Source organism: Geobacillus lituanicus (genome assembly GCF_050994965.1).
Lineage (GTDB): Bacteria > Bacillota > Bacilli > Bacillales > Anoxybacillaceae > Geobacillus > Geobacillus stearothermophilus.
The window spans coordinates 1,254,246-1,275,253 of record NZ_CP194773.1; the positions used below are offsets into that span (position 1 = coordinate 1,254,246).

The following is a 21,008-nucleotide window of genomic DNA, read 5'->3' on the forward strand; positions in this document are numbered from 1 at the left end:
ATTCCCGTACCTTTCAGTTGTAAATTAGCACATTATTTCAGAATCACTTTTTCAAATTATTTCAGATGGATTCTGAAATAATGTGCAAAATTTTTGCGGATTGTTCCGGATTTTGCACATTCTTTCGGAACGTTTGCACGCTCTTTCAGATGAAGATTTCCAGCGCGCCTGATGGACCGATGGAAAAGAAAAAGCACAAAAGAGGCCGATTCGGCCCCTTTCGTGCTAATACCCCATTTCCTCTGCGGCCATGCGCACCACTTCTTCGTCAATGGCGTCCTTTTTCAGCTGATACCCGTATAACAGGCACGTCGTGGCCAACGTGTTGATCACCCGAGGCCATCCCCGCGACTGCAGGGCAATCGCCTCTAACGCCGATGGGGTGAAGATCGGATGCTTCGCCCCGGCCTGTTTCATCCGATGCTCGATGTAGCCCGCCACCTCTTCCCTCTCCAGCGGCCCCATCCGGTATCGCATGATGATCCGTTGGTCGAGAGGGTGGTGCTGATTGAGCCGCAGCTTCCCCTGTAAATGGGGCAGCCCGGCCAAAATCAAGACAAATGGGTTGGTCGAATCCATCTCAAAGTTGAACAAGATCGCGATGTCCTGTAAAAATGCATCCTTTGCTAAATGCATCTCGTCCAAAATGAACACCGGCGTGATCCGCCGTTCATGATACAATCGCTCGATCGCCTGCTGGATTTGGCGGAAGAGGTCTACCTTGCGGTACTTCGGTTCCTCTCCTAATCCCAAGGCCAAACCACGGTAAAAATCCATCACGCCTCCGGTGGATAACGGAAAGTAGACGACATGATACAATGATGGATTCAATGACTCTTTCAGCGCCCGAAGGGCGAACGTCTTGCCCGCCCCCGGCTCTCCGATCAACAGCCCGATCCCCCGGGTTCGTTTCACGTACTCCAGCGCCCGCAACGCTTCCTGAAATGACGCCCCTTGATACGCCTCAGACGGGTCGGTTTCTTTCGCAAACGGCTCCCGCGAAAGGGAGTAAAACGATTTATACACCGTGTTCTCCCTCCTTCGCCGGAATCGCCGCAAACGGGGACCGATGGCGTTTTACATAGGCGTTGTCCTCCAAACGAACCCGAACGGCCTCCGCCACCTTCCTTCCATCTTCGTACACATAGACGCCCCGTTCGTCATAGCGGAGTTCAATCGATTGCCCAATGAACCGGGGCGGCACTTCATACAGCTGCTTGTTCAAGGTGATCGTTCCATCGGCTTTGACCTTGCGGTGCTCCCGCTTCAGAAAAATCGCGTCCAGCCAATCGATGTCTTCGATCCACACCACTCGTTCCACTTGGGACTGAAACACCTCATGCGGCGTTTTCCCATCAAGCGAGGCGTGAGGTTTTCGATGATACTCTTCTTCAAGCCACTTCCAAAAACGCTCGTTCAACTCGTCAAGCGACTTCGGCGGATTCAGCTCCAACAGCGGATAAAACCGCGTCTGCACGGTGCGGAAGAACCGTTCGATTTTCCCCTTGCTTTGCGGATCATACGGCTGGGTGTGGATCAAGGTGATTCCCATCTCGGCGCACGCATACTGCAGCACCTCGGACCGATAAATTTTCCCGTTGTCCGAGTAAATGCGTTTCGGCTTCCCGCAACGAAGCACCGCTTCCTTCGTGACGATCCGCAGCCCGTCAAACTTCTCCGAAGGGAAAAATTGGGCATATGGCACTAACCGCGAGCAGTCATCGATATACGCGATCAAAAACGTTTTCTGGGCTTTCCCATGGACGCGAATCGTGGGTCCATGGGATAAGTCCCCTTGCCATAGCTCATTGATCTGGTCATACGCAAAACGCTTTCGCTCCGGCATCGGCAAGATTTCTTTTCCCACCAGGTTGTGTTTTTTCAACAATCGGTATATAGTAAAGTATGAGAGGGTGGTGGGAATGTCCCCCTGCTTGGTGAGTTGTTCGTAGAATAGGGTCACGGGCATGGTGGGATGTTCCTTCCTCAATGCTAGAATATGATCCTCATCATCGGGGGACAGACGTCTGGAGCGGCCGCGGTCCGAACGGCGCTTCGGCTTCAAGGCGTCGAAGCCCCCTTTTTTGTATCGGGCGCACCAATCCAGAATCGTCTTCGCCGCAATGGGTTTGTCCCCTTGATGAGGAATCGAATGCACTCGCCCGCCCACCTCATTCAAATACGCCTTGGGCTCCACCTGGCCATTCACCAACGGAGCGATCAGCCCGTACCGAAACAGCGCGATGTCGTGTCTCATCGATTCATCCATCCGGATCTCCTCCCTGTCTCCCTGTGATGTTGGACCGTCCCGGTCCCTCTGCCTCCTATCTTACGAAACGGCTCGAGATTCGTCGAGAGGAAGGGTTTGTGGGAACATCAACCATCTCCATTTTTGGTGTTAAGTAGAAAATCAGGAAGCAATTTGATCCGCAAACGGATGCCACCTCTCGTTTGTCCACAGGTCTTGGATGATCGAGCCCACCCCCCGTCCCTCCAAGGTCTGCATCCACCAAACCGCCCGTTCTGTTCTTGCGTTCCCTACAGGGCCGATGATCCCCCACCTTCTCGCCGCCGCGTGATGCAAGCGAGAGAGATTCCGTAAAAATCGTCGGACATAAAACAAGATGACCTCCTTGGTGGGAAAAACAACCTGTTTGGTCTTCGCTCCTTGCCTTGGCGTTTCGAACCATGCTTTGACCGCTTGCCAAATAACCGATCGTGTATATTGAACATACGGGAGGAGGAAAGAAGGCAGCACACTCACGGTTTTGCGACACTCTTGACAGCGATATCGTGCGATCCAAAGGTGATACTCCCCCTCTGCCGTCAACGCATAGCGTTGGTAGTATCCGTGACGATGCAAGGGGCGGCGGGATGAACAGTGGGGGCATTGGTTCACGTCGGGAAAATCGTTCCCTTTCCCACGATCCGTATACGTTTGAATGTCAATGCCAAAGTCGTGAAACTGGATCACACTTCCTCCCCCTCATTGAAACGAATGGAAATCTTTGTCCGAAACAATTCACAAAAAATTTAGCACATTCCTTCAGAAAAGGGGAGAGGGCTTTCTGAAAGAATGTGCAAAAAAATGGGCGTTTTGTGCTGAAATAAAATGATAATTTACATTCAGTTTCCATAGATGAAAATGAGACAGGGCAATCACTTCATACATGAGACTTCCAACAGTTACATATAGAAAAGTCGGATAATATTTCTCAATGTTTTTCCAATCTCCCCAACGCCAAGATGCGAATAAACACCACATTGCAAGTACAAGTTCAAACATGGTACGCACTCCTGTATTTTCCTTATCAAATTATTATTCCCATTTATTCAAGAGAAATTCTTTGCAAATTATTCCTATTGAGCTAAACTGCAACGTTAGTTGAACAAGAGGATCAGCAATTTTCTTTAACAGAGCTTTTGTTTTAAAGGACATATTTTATAAGTTTGTTAGATATAAAAGTAAAGACAACTTAGTACAAGGAGGGATGATGGATGAACGCAATTTGGCTTTTAGGGTTTTCGGCTTCAGCTATTGGAATGTTATCTGGTGGAGCGATTGCTTGGTTGTTTCAAGGCTGGCAAAGAGGAACGCCGACTATTTTTTCAGTATGTAGTGGAATGATATTTGGACTGGTCACAATGGAAATTTTGCCTGAAAGCATAGAAATTGGAGGATGGTTTATTGCTATTGTCGGACTGATTTTTGGTTATTTTATATACAAGCATCTAGAGAAGGTTTCTCATCATGTGATCATTATTACAAATGACGCTAAAAAAGACTTATTCGTACATTCTGGTCTATTTTTAACATTCAGTATTGCCCTGCACAATTTTCCAACAGGCATCGCACTTGGAGCCAATACACACGATTCATTGACTAAACCAATGATGACGACGATCATGCTTCACAATATTCCAGAAGGGATTGCTGTTTTTACTCCTTTGCTGATGGCTGGGTTTGGAATTTTCAGCATCATACTTGGGGCAACCATAGCCTCCGCCCCCGTAGGAGTTGGAGCCTTCATAGGAAGCAATTATGGAATGGGAGTCCCTTGGCTAGTAGCAATGATTATCGCGTTGGCGATGGGGGTAATGCTTTCCGTGACGGGAAAAGAAATTTTTGGAACAGCTTTACGCACATCTACAAAAATATACTGCGTTATGATGGCTGTAATCGGTTTTGTATTGGTTTCATTTTACTTATTTTTTCTGTAGGTTCTGTTAAAGCATGGTTGTTTCCCATGGAAGAACGAATAAACTTCCATCATCTGTGGTGAAGCTCTCTTTACGGATGGCTAACGGGCAATAAGGTTCCATTATAGGTATAGGTTTTTTGGGGGAAAAGATTTTCGATAGAACCTTTCCCCCATTTATTTGATTAATGCTGATATTCCTCTTGATTAGATCGATAAAACATTTGCTTTTTAAACATAAAGAACAAAAAGATAGCACGAACATATAAATCTATTGCTATCGATAACCAAACACCAGCTATCCCTAATCCTAATTGGATCCCCAAAACATAAACACCTATGACACGAATGACCCACATTCCTATTGCTGTACTGTACATTGGACTTTTTGTATCTCCTGCCCCTTGTAAAGCACCTGCTAAAACTAAGCCAACAGCCAACGCTGGTTGAGCAAATGCATCAATTCTTAATGCCGTAGTCACCATATCGATTGCGTTTTTATCTGTGGTAAACCAAGTTGCGAACCAAGGTGAAAAGCAAAACAATATAATTCCGACGAAGGACATAAACCCTACGGCAATTCCTGTAGTTAGCATTCCGTATTTATAAGCTTCTTTTTCAAGTTTAGCCCCAATGCTTTGCCCTACCAATGTCGTAGCAGCTACAGCTAAGCCATAACCCGGCATATAAGAGAAGGTTTCAATATTTCCTGCAATCGTATGAGCGGCATAGGTTTCGGTACCGATTCGGACAATCAATCCAAAATAGAGTACCTGACCCAAACGCATAATAAGCCTTTCTGCTGCTGCTGGTCCGGATAACTTGACAATTGGAGAAATAAATGATTTGTTTGACGTACCGCCAAAAATCGAGAAAGAAACTTTGGACTTTTTAACACGGCTGTTGATTATCCAAAATTAGGCATACTCCTCCCATATATTCGGGCATACTCAAATAAGACAGCTGCCATCTCGGATTTCCATTCGAGAGGAAGTTGCCCAGAGAAAAAACGACGGACAAACGAAAGAAAGGTAAGGGACGAGGTTGTCCGTTTTTCCGTTCGATGATATAGCCATCTCAGTAACACATAAGCGATAAATGCCGCAAAAAGTTGGTTGTATACCGCATGCTCGTTGTTGCCAAATAAGGTCGGAACGTTTAGATATTGCTTGATCCATCGGAAAAACACTTCCACTGTCCAACGTTCTTGATACATCTCGGCAATCTTTTCCGCCGATGCCTCTAAGACGTTCGTGACCACACGGATTTCATGCCCGTTCGCATCCTGAAAGATCACGACGCGATGGCGCTTTTTGGAACGACATTGTTTCGTTCCTAACTGGCAAGTAAAATCCGCCACAATAGAAGAAGAGGAGGAAGAAAGGCGCTTTAGGCTCTTTTTTTGATGGATCTCGACATTGTCTTTCATCCGAATCACAAACGGTTGCTTCTGTTCGACAAACCGATCGAGGCGTTCAATTTTAAAGTACGCTCGATCTTCGACAAGAACCGTTTGTACGTCTGTGAGCCGCTCTCCCACCGGTCCATCGTGGCGCAACCCTACGGTTTCTACGATGTCGCTCGGCATTTGTTGCTCAGGGGAATACGCGACGTGCATTTTCACTCCGGATCGTTCCCCATGATAGGGTGCCCATGTCAGGCGGTTTTTCCCCACGGTGACGGTCGTGGAGTCTACTATACGCAATGCTTTTGGAAAGCGAAGCGAACGGCGGGTTTGGCGATTGCACTTAGAAACAACCAAAGCAAATAAGCGCTTCATCACCTCGTACGGAACTTCTTTCGCTTTCTTAGAAACCGTCGAGTAATGAAACGTCGGCAATCCGTACATTTTCGCCACATCGGCACCATGACGGAAACTTTTCCATTCGTGAAGTGCCGCCAGCAGAAAAAAATCAACCAACGTGCGCACCGTAAACGTCCGCGAAGTGTCATGGTAGCCAACGGCTTCGGTAATCGACTGGAGATCTTCATCAGAAACAATTTTTTGCATCAAATTTGGGAGTGTGGTATGCTTGTGCATAGAGAGCACCTCCTAGGTTTGTTTGTGTTGTTACTTACATTCTACAGGAAAGGTGCTCTTTTTTCTATGTTTTTTATGGATATTATTGGTTAATCAACACGCCTGACTTTTTAATGTAATAATAAAGAGCGATTGCACCTATAATACGAACAATTACCGTTGCCCAAGCTGCACCGGCAACCCCAAACCCATTAAACCCTAGTCCGAATATGAGGATGTAATCTAACGCAATATGAATAAAATTAATCCACCAACTAACTTTCATTGGTGTCTTCGTATCCCCAGCAGCTCTTAAAATACTTCCAAAAATAAACATAAGGGAAATGAAAATGGATGGTCCCGCAACAATACGAAAATAAACGGTTCCATCAGCCAAAACCGTGGGTTCCGCCCCCATTATTCGAAGTAGTGGTTCGGCAAACAATAAAGTAATAATACCGAATAATAAGCCTGCTATAGAAGAAATCAAAGTTGATTGTTTTGCTACAGTCTTTGCCTTTTCAAAATCCCCGGCTCCTATATAACGAGCAACAAGCGAGGACGTACCTACTCCGATTGCCATAAAAACCGCGATATATACAGCTAAGACAGCATTAGCCACACCAACTGCGGTGACTTCATTTAATCCGAGTTTAGAAACAAAAAGAGTATCGACAAAACCAACCACAGTTTGGAGAATATTTTCAATCATGGCTGGAACAGCCAAGGAAATGATCATGGAAATCTTTTGTTTGGTTGTTTGCTCCTGAATAATGCGTTCTGAAAGCATACCAATCACTTCCTAACGTATGAAATTATCTAAAGCTTTTTTTAAATCGTTTAATACTTGATCTTCATTGCCTTGGTGTACGGCATCAACAAGACAACTTTCCATATGGTCTGCAAAGATCACTTTTGCCGTGCTATCCAAAGCTTTTCTAACTGCTGCAATTTGCAAAAGAATATCTGGACAATCACGCCCTTCAGCAGCCATTTCCTTAATAGCTCTGACGTGTCCCTCGATTCTTGCTAATCGGTTAATAACTTGTTTTCGGTATTTATGTTCATGATTGTGTCGATGACTATGTTCACGATTTTTTTCACTCATACTAATCCCTCCTTAAATAATAATATCCCCCCATGGGGGATATGTCATTATAAAAAATCCCACCTAAAAAAGATGAATCTTTACATCCATGAAGTCACCTATTGCACTAACGGGAATCGATAGTTCAAGATGGAAAAGAAAAAAGACCGACATAAAATAACGGGTTCAGTTAAGAGGTGGAAAGATTAAAATGACAAGCAAATTGGCGTTCAAACTTAAAACAGTTTTGGAACGTCTTTTTTCTTGTCATATCACAAGACATCGCTAAAAATATGAAAGCGGATGTGACACAACTAAAATGTGGGGATGATATGGTGGTATACAGAACGTAACAAGGAGGATGCTAAAAATGAAACCCAAAACGAACAATAAAAAGCGGTCATTTTGAATCGATCGATAAACTGCATTCATACGGAGGTTTCTAATGAACAGGGATAAAGACAAGAAAGAAACAGAAAAAAAGAGGAACAAATACAACAAACAAGTAATGAGGATAACGTCATACGGGAACTTGAAGAAGAATTTACAAAAGATGTGCTGATATTGTAAAGGACAGCTCACTGCTGTCCTTTTTATACTCTTAAATCGGCATGTTGCAAGTCCGATTTTTCCACTTGAATGGTCGTATGCAAGATGTGAAATTCTTCTTCAATCCGTTGGATAGACTGTTTCAAAATGTCCTGACTATCCTTGGTATCATCGATGAGCAAATGGCAACTGAGCGAATCCAACCCAGAGGTGATTGTCCAGACGTGTAAATCGTGAACATCTTTTACCCCCTCAATGGACTGAAGCGTTTGCTTTACTTTCTCCATATCAATGGTAATCGGCGTTCCTTCCATCAGGATGTGGAAGGAGCTGCTTACTACACCCCAAGCGCTTTTCAGGATTAATAGCGACACGACAACACTGATGATGGGGTCAGTCACATACCAGCCGAAGAAGTACATTACAATCCCTGCCACGATTGCCCCAACTGCACCTAATGCATCAGAGATAATATGCAAATAGGCACTTCGCACATTTACATTTTCTTTGGTATCACTCTTTTTTGTTAAAATAAATGCGCTGGTCATGTTTGCCAACAATCCAATGGTAGCAATGAGCAGCATTGTACCGCTTGAGACTGTTGGAGGTTCAAAAAAACGTTTATAAGCTTCGTAAGAAATAAATCCCGCAATGACGAATAAGAGAAGTCCATTCAACAGAGCCGCTAGTATTTCAAATCGGTAAAAACCGTATGTTTTTCGTGGAGAAGGTGGTCTTGCGGCGAACCACATAGCGACTAAGCTCAAAGCTAGAGAGCCAATATCGCTTAACATATGCCCTGCGTCTGATAATAATGCTAGGCTATTCGTCAATAGTCCACCAAAGAACTCCAACACCGTTATCCCCGAAGTAATAAGAAGAGCGATCATTAATCCCTTTTTGTTATCCGGTGCGTGGGAATGATTATGATTTTGTCCCATATCATCAGCCTCCTCCCATTCATTATGAGCTAAATCATACATTTTCATTAAAAAACATTTCCTAAACTTGACAAAAAAATGAATGTAAAATATGATTCATACATATGAACATAATGCTCATATATAATAAATAAAGTGAGGGAAATCATCATGAAGACAGAAGACCATTCTTTCTTAAAATCTGAAACCATTGAAAATGTATCGCAAATATTTTAAGGTATTATCTGATCCAACAAGAATCAAAATTCTTTATTTGTTATCGCAAGAAGAGTGCAATGTAACTCACATTGCAGAAGTGTTGGAAATGTCTCAATCAGCGGTTCCCATCAGCTTAGTATGTTACGAAATCTGAGACTGGTTAAGTATCGCCGTGAAGGAAAAACACTGTTTTACTCCTGCGATGACGAACACGTTATTTCATTATTAAAACAAGCCATTGACCATGCTGAACATCATTAAGGAGGCAATTTTATCGTGCATCATCACCACCATCATTCTCACGACCACCATGGTCATCACCATCACCACGGACACCATCACGATCACGGTAGAGAAGGGAATAAAAAAGGGCTTACGATTGCCCTTCTCATTACCGCTGGAATTATGTTATTAGAGTTTTTTGGAGGTTTAATCACAAACAGCCTAGCCCTTCTTTCTGACTCTGGTCATATGCTTAGTGATGCCAGTTCACTTGTTCTTAGCTTAGTGGCTATTTGGTTTGCCACCAAACCAGCTTCCCCAAATAAAACGTATGGCTTTTATCGTTTTGAAATTTTAGCCGCTTTATTTAATGGAGTTACCTTGTTTGTTATCGCTGGGTTTATCGTATGGGAGGCTATTCAGCGTTTTTACAACCCACCAACCGTAGCTAGCGGCTCTATGATGCTGATTGCGTCCATTGGTCTTTTTGCCAATCTTTTAAGTGCCTGGGCGTTAATGAGAAAAGGGGATGTGAAAAATAATGTCAATCTTCGTAGTGCCTATCTTCATGTGATCGGTGATGCTTTGGGTTCCGTAGGCGCTATCATCGCTGGGCTTGTCATGTGGCTCTTTGGCTGGTATGTTGCAGACCCTATTATTTCCGTTTTGGTTGCTTTATTAATTTTGAAAGGTGCCTGGGGAGTGATTAAACATACAGTTCACATTTTGATGGAAGGGACGCCCATTACCATTGACCAAAATGAAGTGAAAAAAGCTTTAGAAAGTATTGAAGGAGTGATTAACGTTCACGACCTTCATATTTGGACCATTACTTCAGGATTGGATTCATTAAGCTGCCATATGCTCATTGAAGATCATCAAGACAGCCAAAAGGTTTTACAAGATGCCATTCACATGATTGAAGAAAAATTTAAGATTCTGCATACAACCATTCAAATTGAAACCTCTCAAATCCATCATGGGGAAATGAAAGTCTAATCCCTTTCGGAGCTGATTGAAATGCAACAAAACGTTGATGTTCTTGTTATCGGTGTGGGTCAAGCAGGATTAGCGATGGGATATTTATCTAAAACAAAATAATATATTGGGATATATGTACGTTCAGCTAATAAAGATGATGGACAAATTAGGAAACAGTTAAACGAGTGTTACAAACTTATAAAAAACGAACCAGTTAAAGAATATGTCGATATTGGAGCGACTGGTTTACAAAATAATTTTCCAGTGGCACTTCAAGAATTGAATGTGGATATAGGTAAGGGGCTGATCAAGAAAGTAGTTTGTCACAGTCCAGATTGAATTTCAAGGAACAAAACAGACATACAAATGTTTGTCTTGCATTGTCAAAGAAATGATGTTGATCTTCAGTTTGTTGATGGTACAAATATAATGATGTTGCTGTAGATTGGTATTAAGATTAAATAGGAAATGGAACGTCTGGCTTCTCAAGCTGGACGTTTTTATTTTCCTAAGATTACCTAGGTAATGTCATAGGTATAACATTACTCACATATTTTTCTTTGTAAATAATTTTGATTGGGGGAGAAGGGGATGGAAGTATATAATGTTCATCAAGCATTAAAAATCCTGAAAGAATATTACATCACTGATTCAATTCAAATGGTTACCCGGTGGATCAGAGAAGGAAAAATTAGAGCGGAACGTTCGGCAAACCGAAAGGAGGGTTGGCGAATTCATCACGATGATTTATTCGAGTTTATTGAAGAACACAGACCAGCGTTACCTGAGATAATGGGAGTTTATGAATGGTATGTAGAAAACTCTTTTTCAATGTTGGCGAGTGACCATCGTGAAAAACACAATAAATTGGATTCCGAAGAAGTTAAAGGTGATAGCACTCACTCGGAAGAATTAATGAAGCAGCTCATGAAGGAGAAGAATCAATTAGAAAATCAACTCATTAATATGCAGGATGAATTGAACTTGGTTTACGAGCAAATCACTGAATTAACGGTTAAAGTTCAAAAACTGGAAGAAGAAAATGCTTTTTTAATCGGTTTATATGAGCAAATGGATGAGATGTATCAAGAATTAGAAAAGAAAAATCAACAAGAAAGTAGTAATGAAACACCAAAAACAATGGAACGCAAATTAAAGAAAGAGATGTCTATTGAAGATTTTAAAATGATTTTCGAAAAAGTGATCAAGGGATACAAAAGTGAAACAATAAACTACATACAGCAAGAAAATAAACTAATCAACGAAATATATACGTTGTTTTTCAATGAAGATGGAGAGTTAAAAAACGAGGTTATTGATGATGGAGAATATATTTGTCCATTGACTAAGAAGAAGTATAAAAAAAATTTAAGATCCATGCTTAAAAACGCGATCCGAACCAAATTAGAACAAATCCTGAATCCAGTTGATGGAACAGACAGCTCGATTAGTTAATCTTTTTCTTATCAAATGGATCTGTTAAATTACAATCTGTAGATGAGCATTTTTCATTACAATAATTTCCATGGTTAGAGAGACAAACAGGGTACCCCTTACGCGATACGGAGCTGTTTTTTGATCACATCAATGGGAATATCTTGCTTTGCAGCGTCATAAATGAACTCGACGACGCTGTGGTCTTTCCGCGACCGAAGAAGCTCCAGCCCGGTGGAGAGGTTTTGGCGGGATTCGGCGATGCTGTACACGCAGGAGAGCAGCACCACCGCCCAATACCGTTTCACCGCCCGAATGTGGCGAACGCGGTATCCATCCAGCTTCAGTTGATCTTTCGCCTGCCGGAAAAAGCACTCGATCGTCCAACGCTGAGCATAGTAACGCAAGATGTCTTCGTCCCCGAGTTCCCGGTCGGTGCTCAAGATGCAATGAAGATGTTCCGGCGCCATCGGCTGATCCGCCTTCCAAGCCAGCAGCACCACCTCGTCATCGAGGCCATGGATGGCCCCCTCATAGCGATACACGCGATAACGCTCCTGCCCCACCGTGACGAGGCGGGTGTCTTTGGACTCGATATAGCGGGCGAACTGCTTGGCTTGGATGGCGATGCCTTTCGGGTAGAGAATCCGGTTCGTCTTGAGCATCGCGATGACATGGAATCCCTGTTTCAAGCAGGCTTCAATGAGCTTTTTGGACGGATGCCACGAATCCATGAGCACATACACCGGCTGAGCCCGCTTCACCTTGAGCGAGGAAAGCATCTCGATCGCCAGGTCGATCTTGCTTTTTCCCGCTTTCTTGTCATACAGGCGGAACGCAAATGGGAACGCCTGCGTGAAGGTGTGCACCATCAGCCAAACGAGCGAATGCCCCAGACCGATTGATGATCTTTATGCGAGTAGTGCCAGTCGCACCCTTGAATGGCGTGCACAGCCCGTGACGAAGGCTTTGTTTTTTGGCAAATCGTATCATCAATCGAAACAAAAAGGGGTTGATTCTTCCGTTTGGCCAGTCGTTCGACCTGGGAAAGGATCCACTCTTGAAGCTTCCCAAGCAGCCTTTCCTCGTTCCAAGGGCTTTTCGTGAAAAAGTGACGGAGCGTCGTTCGATGATTCGGATGAAAGCTCCAGTAATGAATATCAGTCAATGTTCCCGAGAATCCCTTGGTGGTCAAGGCATCGACAATATGAATGAGATGCTTGATGACCGGTTTGGAAAGCTGCAGCGTCAACCCCAGCGTGAAGAAAAACTTGTGGATTCCTTGGTGATGTGCTAATCTATTCATGAGACATGAACCTCCTTGTGGATAGTTGGTGGTACATCTATTCTAACCAAGGAATCGGGTTCATGTCTCCTTTTTTGTTTAGTTGTCAATTTATGTCAGTGAATTTGCTCATCTACAGTTCCAAAAAAATTATTTTATAAAATATTCACCCCTTCACTAAAAGTGTGCTTGACTGAATCGAGGTGAAAAATCGGTTTGATAAACGGTCCATTGGAAAGAAAGATCCGCCGAAAGCAAAATTGATGTTCGGCGGATCCTCTGTTGTAAGTTATGATTCGATTTTCGCCACAATGGCATTGTCCTTGACATCGATACGGATCGCACGCACCGATTGATCCGCGTCAAGCAGGCAGTCGGCGATGTTGTCTTCGACATGCTCTTGGATGACGCGGCGGAGCGGGCGGGCGCCAAAGGCCGGATGGTAGCCGAGTTCGGCCAGTTTTTCTTTCGCCGCTTCGGTCACTTCGAGTTCGATGCCTTGTTCGCGCATCGCTGCTTTGACGTCAGCGAGCATTAAGTCGACGATCTCAAGCAAGTGTGCTTTTTCGAGCGGCTTGAACTCGATGATGGCGTCGAAGCGGTTCAAAAATTCCGGCTTGAAGTAGGCGCTCAAAGAGTCAAGGACGCTTGTTTGCCCGTTGCCCTCTTTTTCAAAGCCGACGGTGATTTTTTTGTCGGTCGCACCGGCGTTGCTTGTCGCGATGATGACCGTGTCTTTGAAGCTGACGGTGCGGCCTTGGCTGTCGGTTAGGCGGCCGTCTTCCAAAATTTGCAGGAAGATGTGCTGTACATCCGGGTGCGCCTTTTCAATCTCGTCAAGCAAGATGATGCTGTACGGGTTGCGGCGCACTTTTTCCGTCAGCTGGCCGGCTTCTTCAAAGCCGACATAGCCCGGCGGCGAACCGATCAGCTTCGAGACGGAATGTTTCTCCATGTATTCGCTCATATCGAGGCGAATCATGGCGTCTTTTGTGCCAAACAGCTCCTCGGCGAGCGTTTTGGCGAGCTCCGTTTTCCCGACGCCGGTCGGGCCGACAAACAGGAACGAACCGATCGGGCGGTGTTTCGCTTTCAAGCCGGCGCGGCTGCGGCGAATGGCTTTCGCGACTTTTTTCACCGCTTCCGCTTGGCCGATCACTTTTTTCGCCAAGTGTTCTTCGAGATGTTTCATTTTTTCTTTTTCATCGGCTTGCAGCTTGCCGACGGGGATGCCGGTTTTCTCGGCGATGATTTGTTCGATGTCGGCGGCATCGACGACAGGGCGTTCTTGGTTGACGCCTTGCTCGAGTTGTTTTTCGAGCTTCAGCTCTTCATCGCGCAGTTTCGCTGCCAATTCGTAGTTTTCTTCTTTCGCCGCTTGTTCTTTTTCTTTCGCGATTTGCATCAACCGCTCTTGCAGCTGCTTTTCATCCGTCGGGCCGAGGCGCAAGTTCGCTTTCGAGCCGGCCTCGTCAAGCAAGTCGATCGCCTTGTCCGGGAGGAAGCGGTCTTGAATGTAGCGGTGCGACAGTTTCACGCACGCTTCGATCGCTTCATCCGTATAGCGGACATGGTGGAATTGTTCGTATTTCGGCTGGATGCCTTTTAAGATGACGATCGCTTCCTCAACGGTCGGCTCGTGGACGATGACCGGTTGGAAGCGGCGCTCAAGAGCCGCGTCTTTTTCAATTTGCCGGTATTCTTTGAGCGTCGTCGCCCCAACGACTTGCAGTTCCCCGCGGGCGAGCGCCGGTTTTAAAATATTGCCGGCGTCCATCGAGCCTTCAGCGGCGCCAGCGCCGACGAGCAGGTGGATTTCGTCAATGAACAAGATGATGTTTTTCCGCTCTTGCAATTCGGCGATGAGCCGTTTCATCCGCTCTTCAAATTGACCGCGGATGCCGGTGTTGGCGACAAGCGACGCCACGTCAAGCAAGTACACGTCTTTGTTCAATAGTTTTTCCGGCACTTGCCCTTCGGCGATTTTCAGCGCGAGCCCTTCAACGATGGCTGTTTTCCCGACACCCGGCTCCCCGATCAACACCGGGTTGTTTTTGTTGCGGCGGTTTAAAATTTCGATCACGCGGGCGATTTCTTTGTCGCGGCCGATGACCGGATCGATCAAGCCCGCTTTCGCCATTTGCGTCAAGTTGCGGCCGAATTGATCCAAAAATCCACCGCCATGGCTTTGCGGGCGCTTCGCCATCGTTTTCGGCGCGCTCATTCCGGCGTTGGCGGCTGTGAACGGGCTAGTAAAGAAGTCATCAAAGGAAAACGGTGAAAAGCCGAAGTTCATCGGAATGGACAGTTGTTGTTTTTGCTTTTCATAGCATTCATGGCACAGGTGAAGTTGTTGTTTTTCCCCGTTCCATTGCAAGTTGACAAACACTGTTGCTTCACGTTGTTGGCATGCTTGGCATAGCATGAGACATACCCCCTTTTCTCTTATTTGGGATTTGACTTTGACTTTCTTTGACTTTCTGGCTTTATTATACTTTGACCTTTTTTGACTTTCAAGTGTTTTGTACAAAAAAATTGTAATAACGATGAAATGTTTTTGAAAAAATGGTGAATACTAATGTAGGTGCGGCAAAGCTATGATAAAGTGAAAAACAGAAAAAGAGGCGGAAAAGACTCCGTCTTTGGTGCTCATGATGATCATGAATTTGAAGGAAAAAGGAGAAAGGTGAAGATGAGAAGACAGGTTGGTTTCGCGTTTGCTGTTGTACTTTTGGGGATGATGATCATGGCTGCTTGTACAAATCACAACAAGCAAGCCGAGACGCCGGCCGTGCTTGACGTGAAAATCGATGCGCCGGATCATATCGATTTGAACAAACCGACGAAGCTCGCCTGCGTCGTGACGTACGGCGGCGAAAAAGTAGACGATGCGAACGAAGTCAAGTTTGAAGTATGGAAGCATGGAAGCGACGAGCGGGAAATGCTTGAAGCGAAGCATGACGGCGACGGCCGATACTCGGTGGAAAAAACGTTCACCGAAGCGGGAACATATTCGGTGGTCGCCCATGTGACGGCGCGCGACATGCATAACATGCCGAAGAAAGATATTGTCGCCGGCAGCCCGGAACAGGCGGCGACGGCTGACGGTGCGCGCGAAAATTCCCAAGGCAGTGCTGAAGAACACCATCATGGCGCCGTCGCCATTTCGCTGTCGTCCCGTTCGTTCGAAGCCGGAAAACCGGCGGCGTTGACCGTCCGCCTCTCCAAAGATGGGAAGCCGTTGACAGGTGCGACCGTTCGTTTTGAAATGTGGCAGGCGGACAATAAGCATGAATTTGTCGATGCAAAGGAAAAAGGAAACGGCGAGTACGAAGCCATGGCCACGTTTGCCAACAAAGGAACGTATTCGGTGAAAGTGCACGTCGAAGGAAGCGGCGGGCTGCACGAACATCAAGTCGAACACGTGACAGTTCATTGATGGAAACGCGATTTCACATCGCATGCCATATTAATGAAGAGAGTTTGCGGTGTGTGAGAAGGCATCTTGTCTCGGATGCCTTCTTTTTTCGTTCTGTCGTCTTTCTTGTCCATGCCGGACATATACATATATATGGAAAAGCAACGGACAAGAGAGGGAGATGGAGGATTTGGGCAAGAGACACGAGTGGTCGGAGGCGTGGCAAATCGCTGCTGTTTACGTTGGAACGGTGATTGGGGCAGGATTTGCGACCGGAAGAGAGATTATGGAATTTTTCACTCGTTATGGGACGGCTGGAACGGTGGGCATCATCATCAGCGGTTGTTTGTTTATATGGGGAGGCGCGCGGCTCATGGTGATGGCGCGCCGAATTGGAGCTGCGTCCTATGATGAGTTGAATCGCTATTTGTTCGGGAACATGTTGAGCCCGTTTGTGACGCTCGTGATGACGGTGATGATCGCAGGGGTGACGGCGGTGATGATCGCGGGGGCGGGGGCGGTGTTTGAAGAGCAGCTCGGCTGGACACGGCAGGCAGGCGTCGCGCTGACGCTCGGGTTGGCGCTTTTGGTCATGCTGCTTGACCGCAAAGGATTGTTTGGCGTCAACGTGTTCGTCGTGCCGATGATGATGATCTTGAGCGTTGCCGTATGGATCAAAATGATGATGGCTGGCGACTTATGCCGACCGGATATAGCGGCATCGGATTATTCACTGAAGGCAATGTTGTCCCCGTTTTCGTATGCGGCGTTTAACTTGGCGATGGCGCAAGCGGTGTTGGTGCCCGTTGCCCGCGAAGCGGCCAGTGAGCGGGCGGTGAAGCGCGGGGCGATGTTGGGTGGGGGGATCCTAACAGGGTTGTTGCTTCTCAACCATATTGTGTTGCTGTCGTTTCCGCAAAAGGATGGTTACGATATTCCGATGGCCGAAGTAGTTCGTGCGTTTTTTGCCATGCTGTATTGGTTGTATGTCGTCGTCATTTACGGAGAAATTTTTACCTCGGTCATCGGCGGCTTGTTTGGGCTTGCCCGTCAAGCGCGCATTTGGGTGCCGATCAGTGGAAAAGGGATCGGCGTGCTGCTCGTGTTGGTGTTTACCGCGGTCAGCCCGTTTCGCTATGGGGAGTTGTTGTCGTTTCTTTATCCGCTGTTTGGCTACATGAGCCTGATGTTATTGTGGCTCCTTTGGCGCCGCAAGCTGCCGCGTTAGCAAACAGGCCCTTTCGCTTTCCCTGCCTCTTCTGTTCTGGTGCGGGGGGCGAAAGGGCTTATTGTTTTTCCGTACACCGCCCACCCAATAGGCATTCTCTCGCTTTCATTGCGTTTCGCAAAACGGGGGCTTTTTTCGAGATGGTCCTCCCGCATGCGGATGTTGAAAGCATGATTACGAGCGAAAACGGGCGATCATCGCTTCCAAATTGCGGGCTGCGGCGGCCAGGGCGTCAGCTTCTCCCGCCAGTTCATGAAGAGCGAGTGTTTGCCGCTCGAGCCCCGCCGCCGTCTCTTGCACCATATCGGAAAAGTCGGCCGCGACCGCACGCACGCCGCTCATCAGTTTGCCCAGCCGCTCGCCGTCGGCGGTGATGGCGTTGACATATGATTCGTTTTGCTGAAGCAAGTCGTTCAGTTGGGCGAACATGCCCTGAAACGATGTGAACGTCTCGCCTGTTTTCCAAAGCGAGTCTTTCGTCGTTTCAACGCGGAGGCCGCTTCCTTGTACAGCTTGCACGGCTTCCTTGAGCGCGCTCGACATGTCGTCGAGCGAGGCGAAAATTTCAGCGGCGAAGGCGTTCGTATCTTCGGCGAGCTTCCGCACTTCTTGGGCGACGATGGAAAAGCCGCGGCCTGCCTCCCCTGCGCGCGCCGCCTCGATCGAAGCGTTTAGGGCGAGCAAGTTTGTCTGTTTGGCAATTGTGCGGATGGCGGCGATCATCTCATGGACGCGCGTCGCTTCTTTGGACGCTTTGTCAATGAGGGCGGTCGTCTCGCCAATGCCGCGCTGCATCGCATCCATGTTTGCCTTTGTTTCATCGATCAGGCGGATTCCTTCGGATGCGGATGACCAGGCCTGACCCGCCTGTGCAACGACATGCTCCACCGCCGCACGCATGAGCTGCACGCGTTCCACCATCTGTCGGATAACATCATCCGCTTGCTCGACAGCGGCTGTCTGTTGTTTCGTCCCTTCCCGGAACGTTTCGACCGCGGTGGCAATTTCATCAAACGATTCGGACAAACGGCGCATTTCCGACTGCTGCTCACGGCTGACGTCATGCACTGTTTTTGCCGCTTTCGCCAGTTCGGTGATGATCGTGCGGATGCCGAGAATCATTTTGTTGATTTCGTAGGCGATTTGATGAAATTCATTCCGTTTTCCCGTCGTTTTCACTTCTGTCTGCAATTGGCCTGAGGAGACGGTGCGGGTGACGCTGTACCAATGGCGAAGCTCGGCGGCAATGGCCCGATGCCAGGCGGCGCCAAGCCCAAGCCCAGCGAGAGCGGCGCACAGCGCGGCCCAAATAGGCGGTACCCCTGCGATAGAAGCAGCCAGCCCAACGGCCGCGGGTGCAATGGCGACGCTTGCCAGCACCCATTGCAAATACGGGCGGTGCATGAGCCGCCCCATCCGCAAATTGAACCGCCTTCCGCCCGGTTCCGTCCAACATGGGCAGCTGGCGTCAATCAACACCTCGCCGGTATCGCGTTCGTACACTTGCAAGAGCGGCTTGTTCGTGCGGGCGGCGGCCAGCCCGACTGGGTCGGCAAACACCCTTCCTTCGCGAAGGCGGTTCGTATGGACAAGCCCGTATCCGCTTTCATCGACAAGAACAAAATATTCATCACGGCCGAGCCGCTCATCTAAAAAGGCGTGGATGCGGCCCGTCTGTTCTTCAAGCGGCCGCGTTCGGTCGATCATCTCCCGCAGCGCTTCCGCTGTTTCTGTCACTTTTTTCAACGCTCGTTTCGCCCGACGCTGTTTCGTCAGTTCGCTCATAGACGATTCTCCTTTTCTCATTTGTCTATTTTCAATAATATATAGAAGATTTTGTCGAATCAATAGGATGAAAGGGGGATGCATAAAAATATCGATCGATTGGAAGACTATGCTGTAAACGGAAAGGCGAGGGGATGTTTGTGGGTTTATTCTCATTTTGGAAAAAAAAGAGAAAACACCCCCCTCAGCGACCCATTTCGCAACTTTGGGAAACGCTGCGGCAATCGAGCGATTTTGTTGAATTGTCGTTCATCGTTGGGGGCAAGGAGCTGTCGATTTATTATTTTGATTCGCTCGTCGATCCGCAAGTGCTGCAAGAGCGGATTCTTTGCCATTTGCAAAACGACATTCCAAACCATCCAACTGTCCGTTTGGAAGACTTGCAGCAAATCGTGCCGATTCAGCGCATTGAGGTGAGTGAAGACACGGCACTGATTGAAGAGAAGGTGCTGAAAGGGTTTGTCGCGGTCACCTTCCGCGAGCAGCCAAACAAAGCGGCGCTCATGAGCGCCGCGGCTGAAAATTTGGGGCTTCGGGAAAACAATGATTCGGAAAACGAATTCAGCGTCGTCGGACCGAAAGTCGGGTTTGTGGAAAACGTCGGGGTCAACTTGCACCTCATCCGCCGGCAAGTGGTGACGCCGAATCTTGTGTTTCGGGAAATGTCGATTGGTTCGGTGTCGAAAACGAAAGTGGTCATCGCCTACATCGATGGCGTCGCCAATCCGGAAGTCGTTCAAACGGTGACGCAGCGGCTTGAGTCCATTCATTTTGACGTCGTGTTTGACAACGCCATTTTGGATCAGCTGCTCGCGGACAATTCACGGACGCCGTTTCCTCTTTTTATCTCGACCGAGCGGATCGATCGGGCCATCTATGCGCTTGTGTCGGGTCAGGTGGCCATTTTTTGCGACGGCTCCCCGTATGCCGTGATTGGCCCCGCCGCTCTTTCCGATTTTTTTACGTCGCCGGAAGACTATTATTTGCCATGGGTGCTCGGCACGTTTTTCCGGCTCATCCGGTTTTTCGGCGTTGCGTTCTCGGTGTTAGCGTCGCCGATTTATGTGGCGGTGCTGACGTATCATTATGAAATGATTCCCGAAGACTTGCTCGGCCCGATCATTTATTCCCGCTCGAACGTGCCGTTTCCGCCGATGCTCGAGGTGCTGTTTTTGGAAATTACGATTGAGCTGTTGCGCGAGGCCGGGGCGCGGCTGCCGACGAAAGTCGCACAAACGCTCGGGATTGTCGGCGGGATTGTCATCGGGCAAGCAACCGTTGATGCCGGGCTGACGAGTACGATTTTGTTGATTGTCGTCGCGTTGGCGGCGCTCGCTTCGTTTACAACGCCGATTTTCAAAATGTCCAACACGATTCGGTTCATTCGGTTTCCGTTTATTTTGTTTGCTGCATGTTGGGGCGGGATCGGCATTATCTTTGCCGTCTGCGGGCTGCTCATTCATTTAGGGCGGCTGCAGTCGTTTGGCTATCCGTATTTGCTGCCGTTTTATCCATTTCGTGTGCGCAGCTTCCGCGATACATTCGTTCGTTCGCCATACAGTGAAACGGCGGAGCGGCCGATGTTTCTTCGTCCGCGGTCGCGGTTTCGTTACGATCCGAATGCGGCGAAGCAAAAACGCGATATTGATGAGTAAGGGGGA

Annotated in this window: 17 protein-coding genes and 2 pseudogenes; 7 read left to right on the plus strand and 12 right to left on the minus strand. The window is 47.3% G+C overall.

The window, feature by feature from the left end; translation table 11 throughout:
- Positions 1-225: 225 nt before the first annotated feature.
- From ACR1UW_RS06330 to ACR1UW_RS06345, 4 genes are all read right to left on the minus strand, one after another.
- On the minus strand, positions 226-1,026 hold the full coding sequence (locus tag ACR1UW_RS06330; protein WP_020961374.1) for an ExeA family protein: 801 nt from the start codon (positions 1,024-1,026) through the stop codon (positions 226-228).
- Complete coding sequence (locus ACR1UW_RS06335; protein WP_047818978.1) at positions 1,019-2,269, minus strand: IS481 family transposase; 1,251 nt, start codon at positions 2,267-2,269, stop codon at positions 1,019-1,021. Before ACR1UW_RS06335 ends, ACR1UW_RS06330 begins: the two co-directional genes overlap by 8 nt.
- Positions 2,270-2,410: 141 nt before the next feature.
- The gene (locus ACR1UW_RS06340; protein WP_498932906.1) at positions 2,411-2,974 is read right to left on the minus strand and encodes a DUF6431 domain-containing protein; all 564 of its coding nucleotides are present in this window, start codon (positions 2,972-2,974) and stop codon (positions 2,411-2,413) included.
- Between the two features lie 72 nt (positions 2,975-3,046).
- On the minus strand, positions 3,047-3,286 hold the full coding sequence (locus ACR1UW_RS06345) for a hypothetical protein (RefSeq protein WP_498934965.1): 240 nt from the start codon (positions 3,284-3,286) through the stop codon (positions 3,047-3,049).
- 212 nt (positions 3,287-3,498) lie between these two features.
- Here ACR1UW_RS06345 and ACR1UW_RS06350 point away from each other — a divergent pair, with 212 nt between their 5' ends.
- Positions 3,499-4,221, plus strand: coding sequence for a ZIP family metal transporter (locus ACR1UW_RS06350; RefSeq protein WP_498934967.1), 723 nt, complete (start codon positions 3,499-3,501; stop codon positions 4,219-4,221).
- Between the two features lie 163 nt (positions 4,222-4,384).
- Here ACR1UW_RS06350 and ACR1UW_RS06355 read toward each other — a convergent pair whose 3' ends face one another.
- From ACR1UW_RS06355 to ACR1UW_RS06375, 5 genes are all read right to left on the minus strand, one after another.
- Complete coding sequence (locus tag ACR1UW_RS06355) at positions 4,385-5,110, minus strand: MATE family efflux transporter (protein WP_498935268.1); 726 nt, start codon at positions 5,108-5,110, stop codon at positions 4,385-4,387.
- Entirely contained in the window at positions 5,107-6,240 is a 1,134-nt protein-coding gene (locus tag ACR1UW_RS06360) for an IS4 family transposase (protein WP_064214037.1), read from the minus strand. Before ACR1UW_RS06360 ends, ACR1UW_RS06355 begins: the two co-directional genes overlap by 4 nt.
- An 82-nt stretch (positions 6,241-6,322) precedes the next feature.
- Positions 6,323-7,009 carry an MATE family efflux transporter gene (locus tag ACR1UW_RS06365; protein WP_498934969.1) on the minus strand — a complete coding sequence of 229 codons (687 nt, stop codon included), beginning with the start codon at positions 7,007-7,009 and terminating at the stop codon, positions 6,323-6,325.
- 12 nt (positions 7,010-7,021) lie between these two features.
- Positions 7,022-7,327, minus strand: coding sequence for a metal-sensing transcriptional repressor (locus tag ACR1UW_RS06370; RefSeq protein WP_020754474.1), 306 nt, complete (start codon positions 7,325-7,327; stop codon positions 7,022-7,024).
- Positions 7,328-7,899: 572 nt separating this feature from the next.
- A complete protein-coding gene (locus tag ACR1UW_RS06375; protein WP_307899066.1) occupies positions 7,900-8,796 on the minus strand; it encodes a cation diffusion facilitator family transporter in 897 nt (298 codons plus the stop codon).
- 150 nt (positions 8,797-8,946) lie between these two features.
- Here ACR1UW_RS06375 and ACR1UW_RS06380 point away from each other — a divergent pair.
- The 3 genes and pseudogenes from ACR1UW_RS06380 (at position 8,947) to ACR1UW_RS06390 (ending at position 11,652) form a co-directional block, all read left to right on the plus strand.
- Positions 8,947-9,255 (plus strand): annotated as a pseudogene (locus ACR1UW_RS06380) (ArsR/SmtB family transcription factor).
- A 12-nt stretch (positions 9,256-9,267) separates the two neighbouring features.
- A complete protein-coding gene (locus ACR1UW_RS06385; protein WP_498935270.1) occupies positions 9,268-10,215 on the plus strand; it encodes a cation diffusion facilitator family transporter in 948 nt (315 codons plus the stop codon).
- Between the two features lie 573 nt (positions 10,216-10,788).
- Positions 10,789-11,652: a helix-turn-helix domain-containing protein gene (locus ACR1UW_RS06390; RefSeq protein WP_160268956.1), complete on the plus strand. Its 864-nt coding sequence runs from the start codon at positions 10,789-10,791 to the stop codon at positions 11,650-11,652.
- Positions 11,653-11,750: 98 nt separating this feature from the next.
- Here the strand turns inward: ACR1UW_RS06390 and ACR1UW_RS06395 are convergent.
- Positions 11,751-12,937, minus strand: a pseudogene (locus ACR1UW_RS06395) (IS701 family transposase).
- 268 nt (positions 12,938-13,205) lie between these two features.
- Positions 13,206-15,341, minus strand: a complete 2,136-nt coding sequence (locus tag ACR1UW_RS06400; protein WP_498934972.1) for an ATP-dependent Clp protease ATP-binding subunit — start codon at positions 15,339-15,341, stop codon at positions 13,206-13,208.
- 267 nt (positions 15,342-15,608) lie between these two features.
- Between ACR1UW_RS06400 and ACR1UW_RS06405 the strand changes: the two genes are divergently transcribed.
- Both ACR1UW_RS06405 and ACR1UW_RS06410 read left to right on the plus strand, forming a co-directional pair.
- Positions 15,609-16,355: a FixH family protein gene (locus tag ACR1UW_RS06405; RefSeq protein WP_498934973.1), complete on the plus strand. Its 747-nt coding sequence runs from the start codon at positions 15,609-15,611 to the stop codon at positions 16,353-16,355.
- Positions 16,356-16,515: 160 nt separating this feature from the next.
- Positions 16,516-17,562 carry a YkvI family membrane protein gene (locus ACR1UW_RS06410; RefSeq protein ID WP_429901652.1) on the plus strand — a complete coding sequence of 349 codons (1,047 nt, stop codon included), beginning with the start codon at positions 16,516-16,518 and terminating at the stop codon, positions 17,560-17,562.
- Positions 17,563-17,736: 174 nt separating this feature from the next.
- Here ACR1UW_RS06410 and ACR1UW_RS06415 read toward each other — a convergent pair whose 3' ends face one another.
- A complete protein-coding gene (locus tag ACR1UW_RS06415; protein ID WP_498934975.1) occupies positions 17,737-19,347 on the minus strand; it encodes a methyl-accepting chemotaxis protein in 1,611 nt (536 codons plus the stop codon).
- Positions 19,348-19,487: 140 nt separating this feature from the next.
- Here ACR1UW_RS06415 and ACR1UW_RS06420 point away from each other — a divergent pair, with 140 nt between their 5' ends.
- Entirely contained in the window at positions 19,488-21,002 is a 1,515-nt protein-coding gene (locus ACR1UW_RS06420) for a spore germination protein (RefSeq protein WP_498934977.1), read from the plus strand.
- Positions 21,003-21,008 lie beyond the last annotated feature (6 nt).

What these genes read in the sequence shown, in the direction of transcription:
- ACR1UW_RS06410 (WP_429901652.1), top strand. Translation starts at nt 16,516, where the DNA reads ATGGAGGATTTGGGCAAGAGACACGAGTGGTCGGAGGCGTGGCAAATC.
- ACR1UW_RS06335 (WP_047818978.1), bottom strand. Translation starts at nt 2,269, where the DNA reads ATGGATGAATCGATGAGACACGACATCGCGCTGTTTCGGTACGGGCTG.
- ACR1UW_RS06400 (WP_498934972.1), bottom strand. Translation starts at nt 15,341, where the DNA reads ATGCTATGCCAAGCATGCCAACAACGTGAAGCAACAGTGTTTGTCAAC.
- ACR1UW_RS06390 (WP_160268956.1), top strand. Translation starts at nt 10,789, where the DNA reads ATGGAAGTATATAATGTTCATCAAGCATTAAAAATCCTGAAAGAATAT.
- ACR1UW_RS06360 (WP_064214037.1), bottom strand. Translation starts at nt 6,240, where the DNA reads ATGCACAAGCATACCACACTCCCAAATTTGATGCAAAAAATTGTTTCT.
- ACR1UW_RS06345 (WP_498934965.1), bottom strand. Translation starts at nt 3,286, where the DNA reads ATGTTTGAACTTGTACTTGCAATGTGGTGTTTATTCGCATCTTGGCGT.
- ACR1UW_RS06375 (WP_307899066.1), bottom strand. Translation starts at nt 8,796, where the DNA reads ATGGGACAAAATCATAATCATTCCCACGCACCGGATAACAAAAAGGGA.
- ACR1UW_RS06415 (WP_498934975.1), bottom strand. Translation starts at nt 19,347, where the DNA reads ATGAGCGAACTGACGAAACAGCGTCGGGCGAAACGAGCGTTGAAAAAA.
- ACR1UW_RS06350 (WP_498934967.1), top strand. Translation starts at nt 3,499, where the DNA reads ATGAACGCAATTTGGCTTTTAGGGTTTTCGGCTTCAGCTATTGGAATG.
- ACR1UW_RS06370 (WP_020754474.1), bottom strand. Translation starts at nt 7,327, where the DNA reads ATGAGTGAAAAAAATCGTGAACATAGTCATCGACACAATCATGAACAT.
- ACR1UW_RS06405 (WP_498934973.1), top strand. Translation starts at nt 15,609, where the DNA reads ATGAGAAGACAGGTTGGTTTCGCGTTTGCTGTTGTACTTTTGGGGATG.
- ACR1UW_RS06365 (WP_498934969.1), bottom strand. Translation starts at nt 7,009, where the DNA reads ATGCTTTCAGAACGCATTATTCAGGAGCAAACAACCAAACAAAAGATT.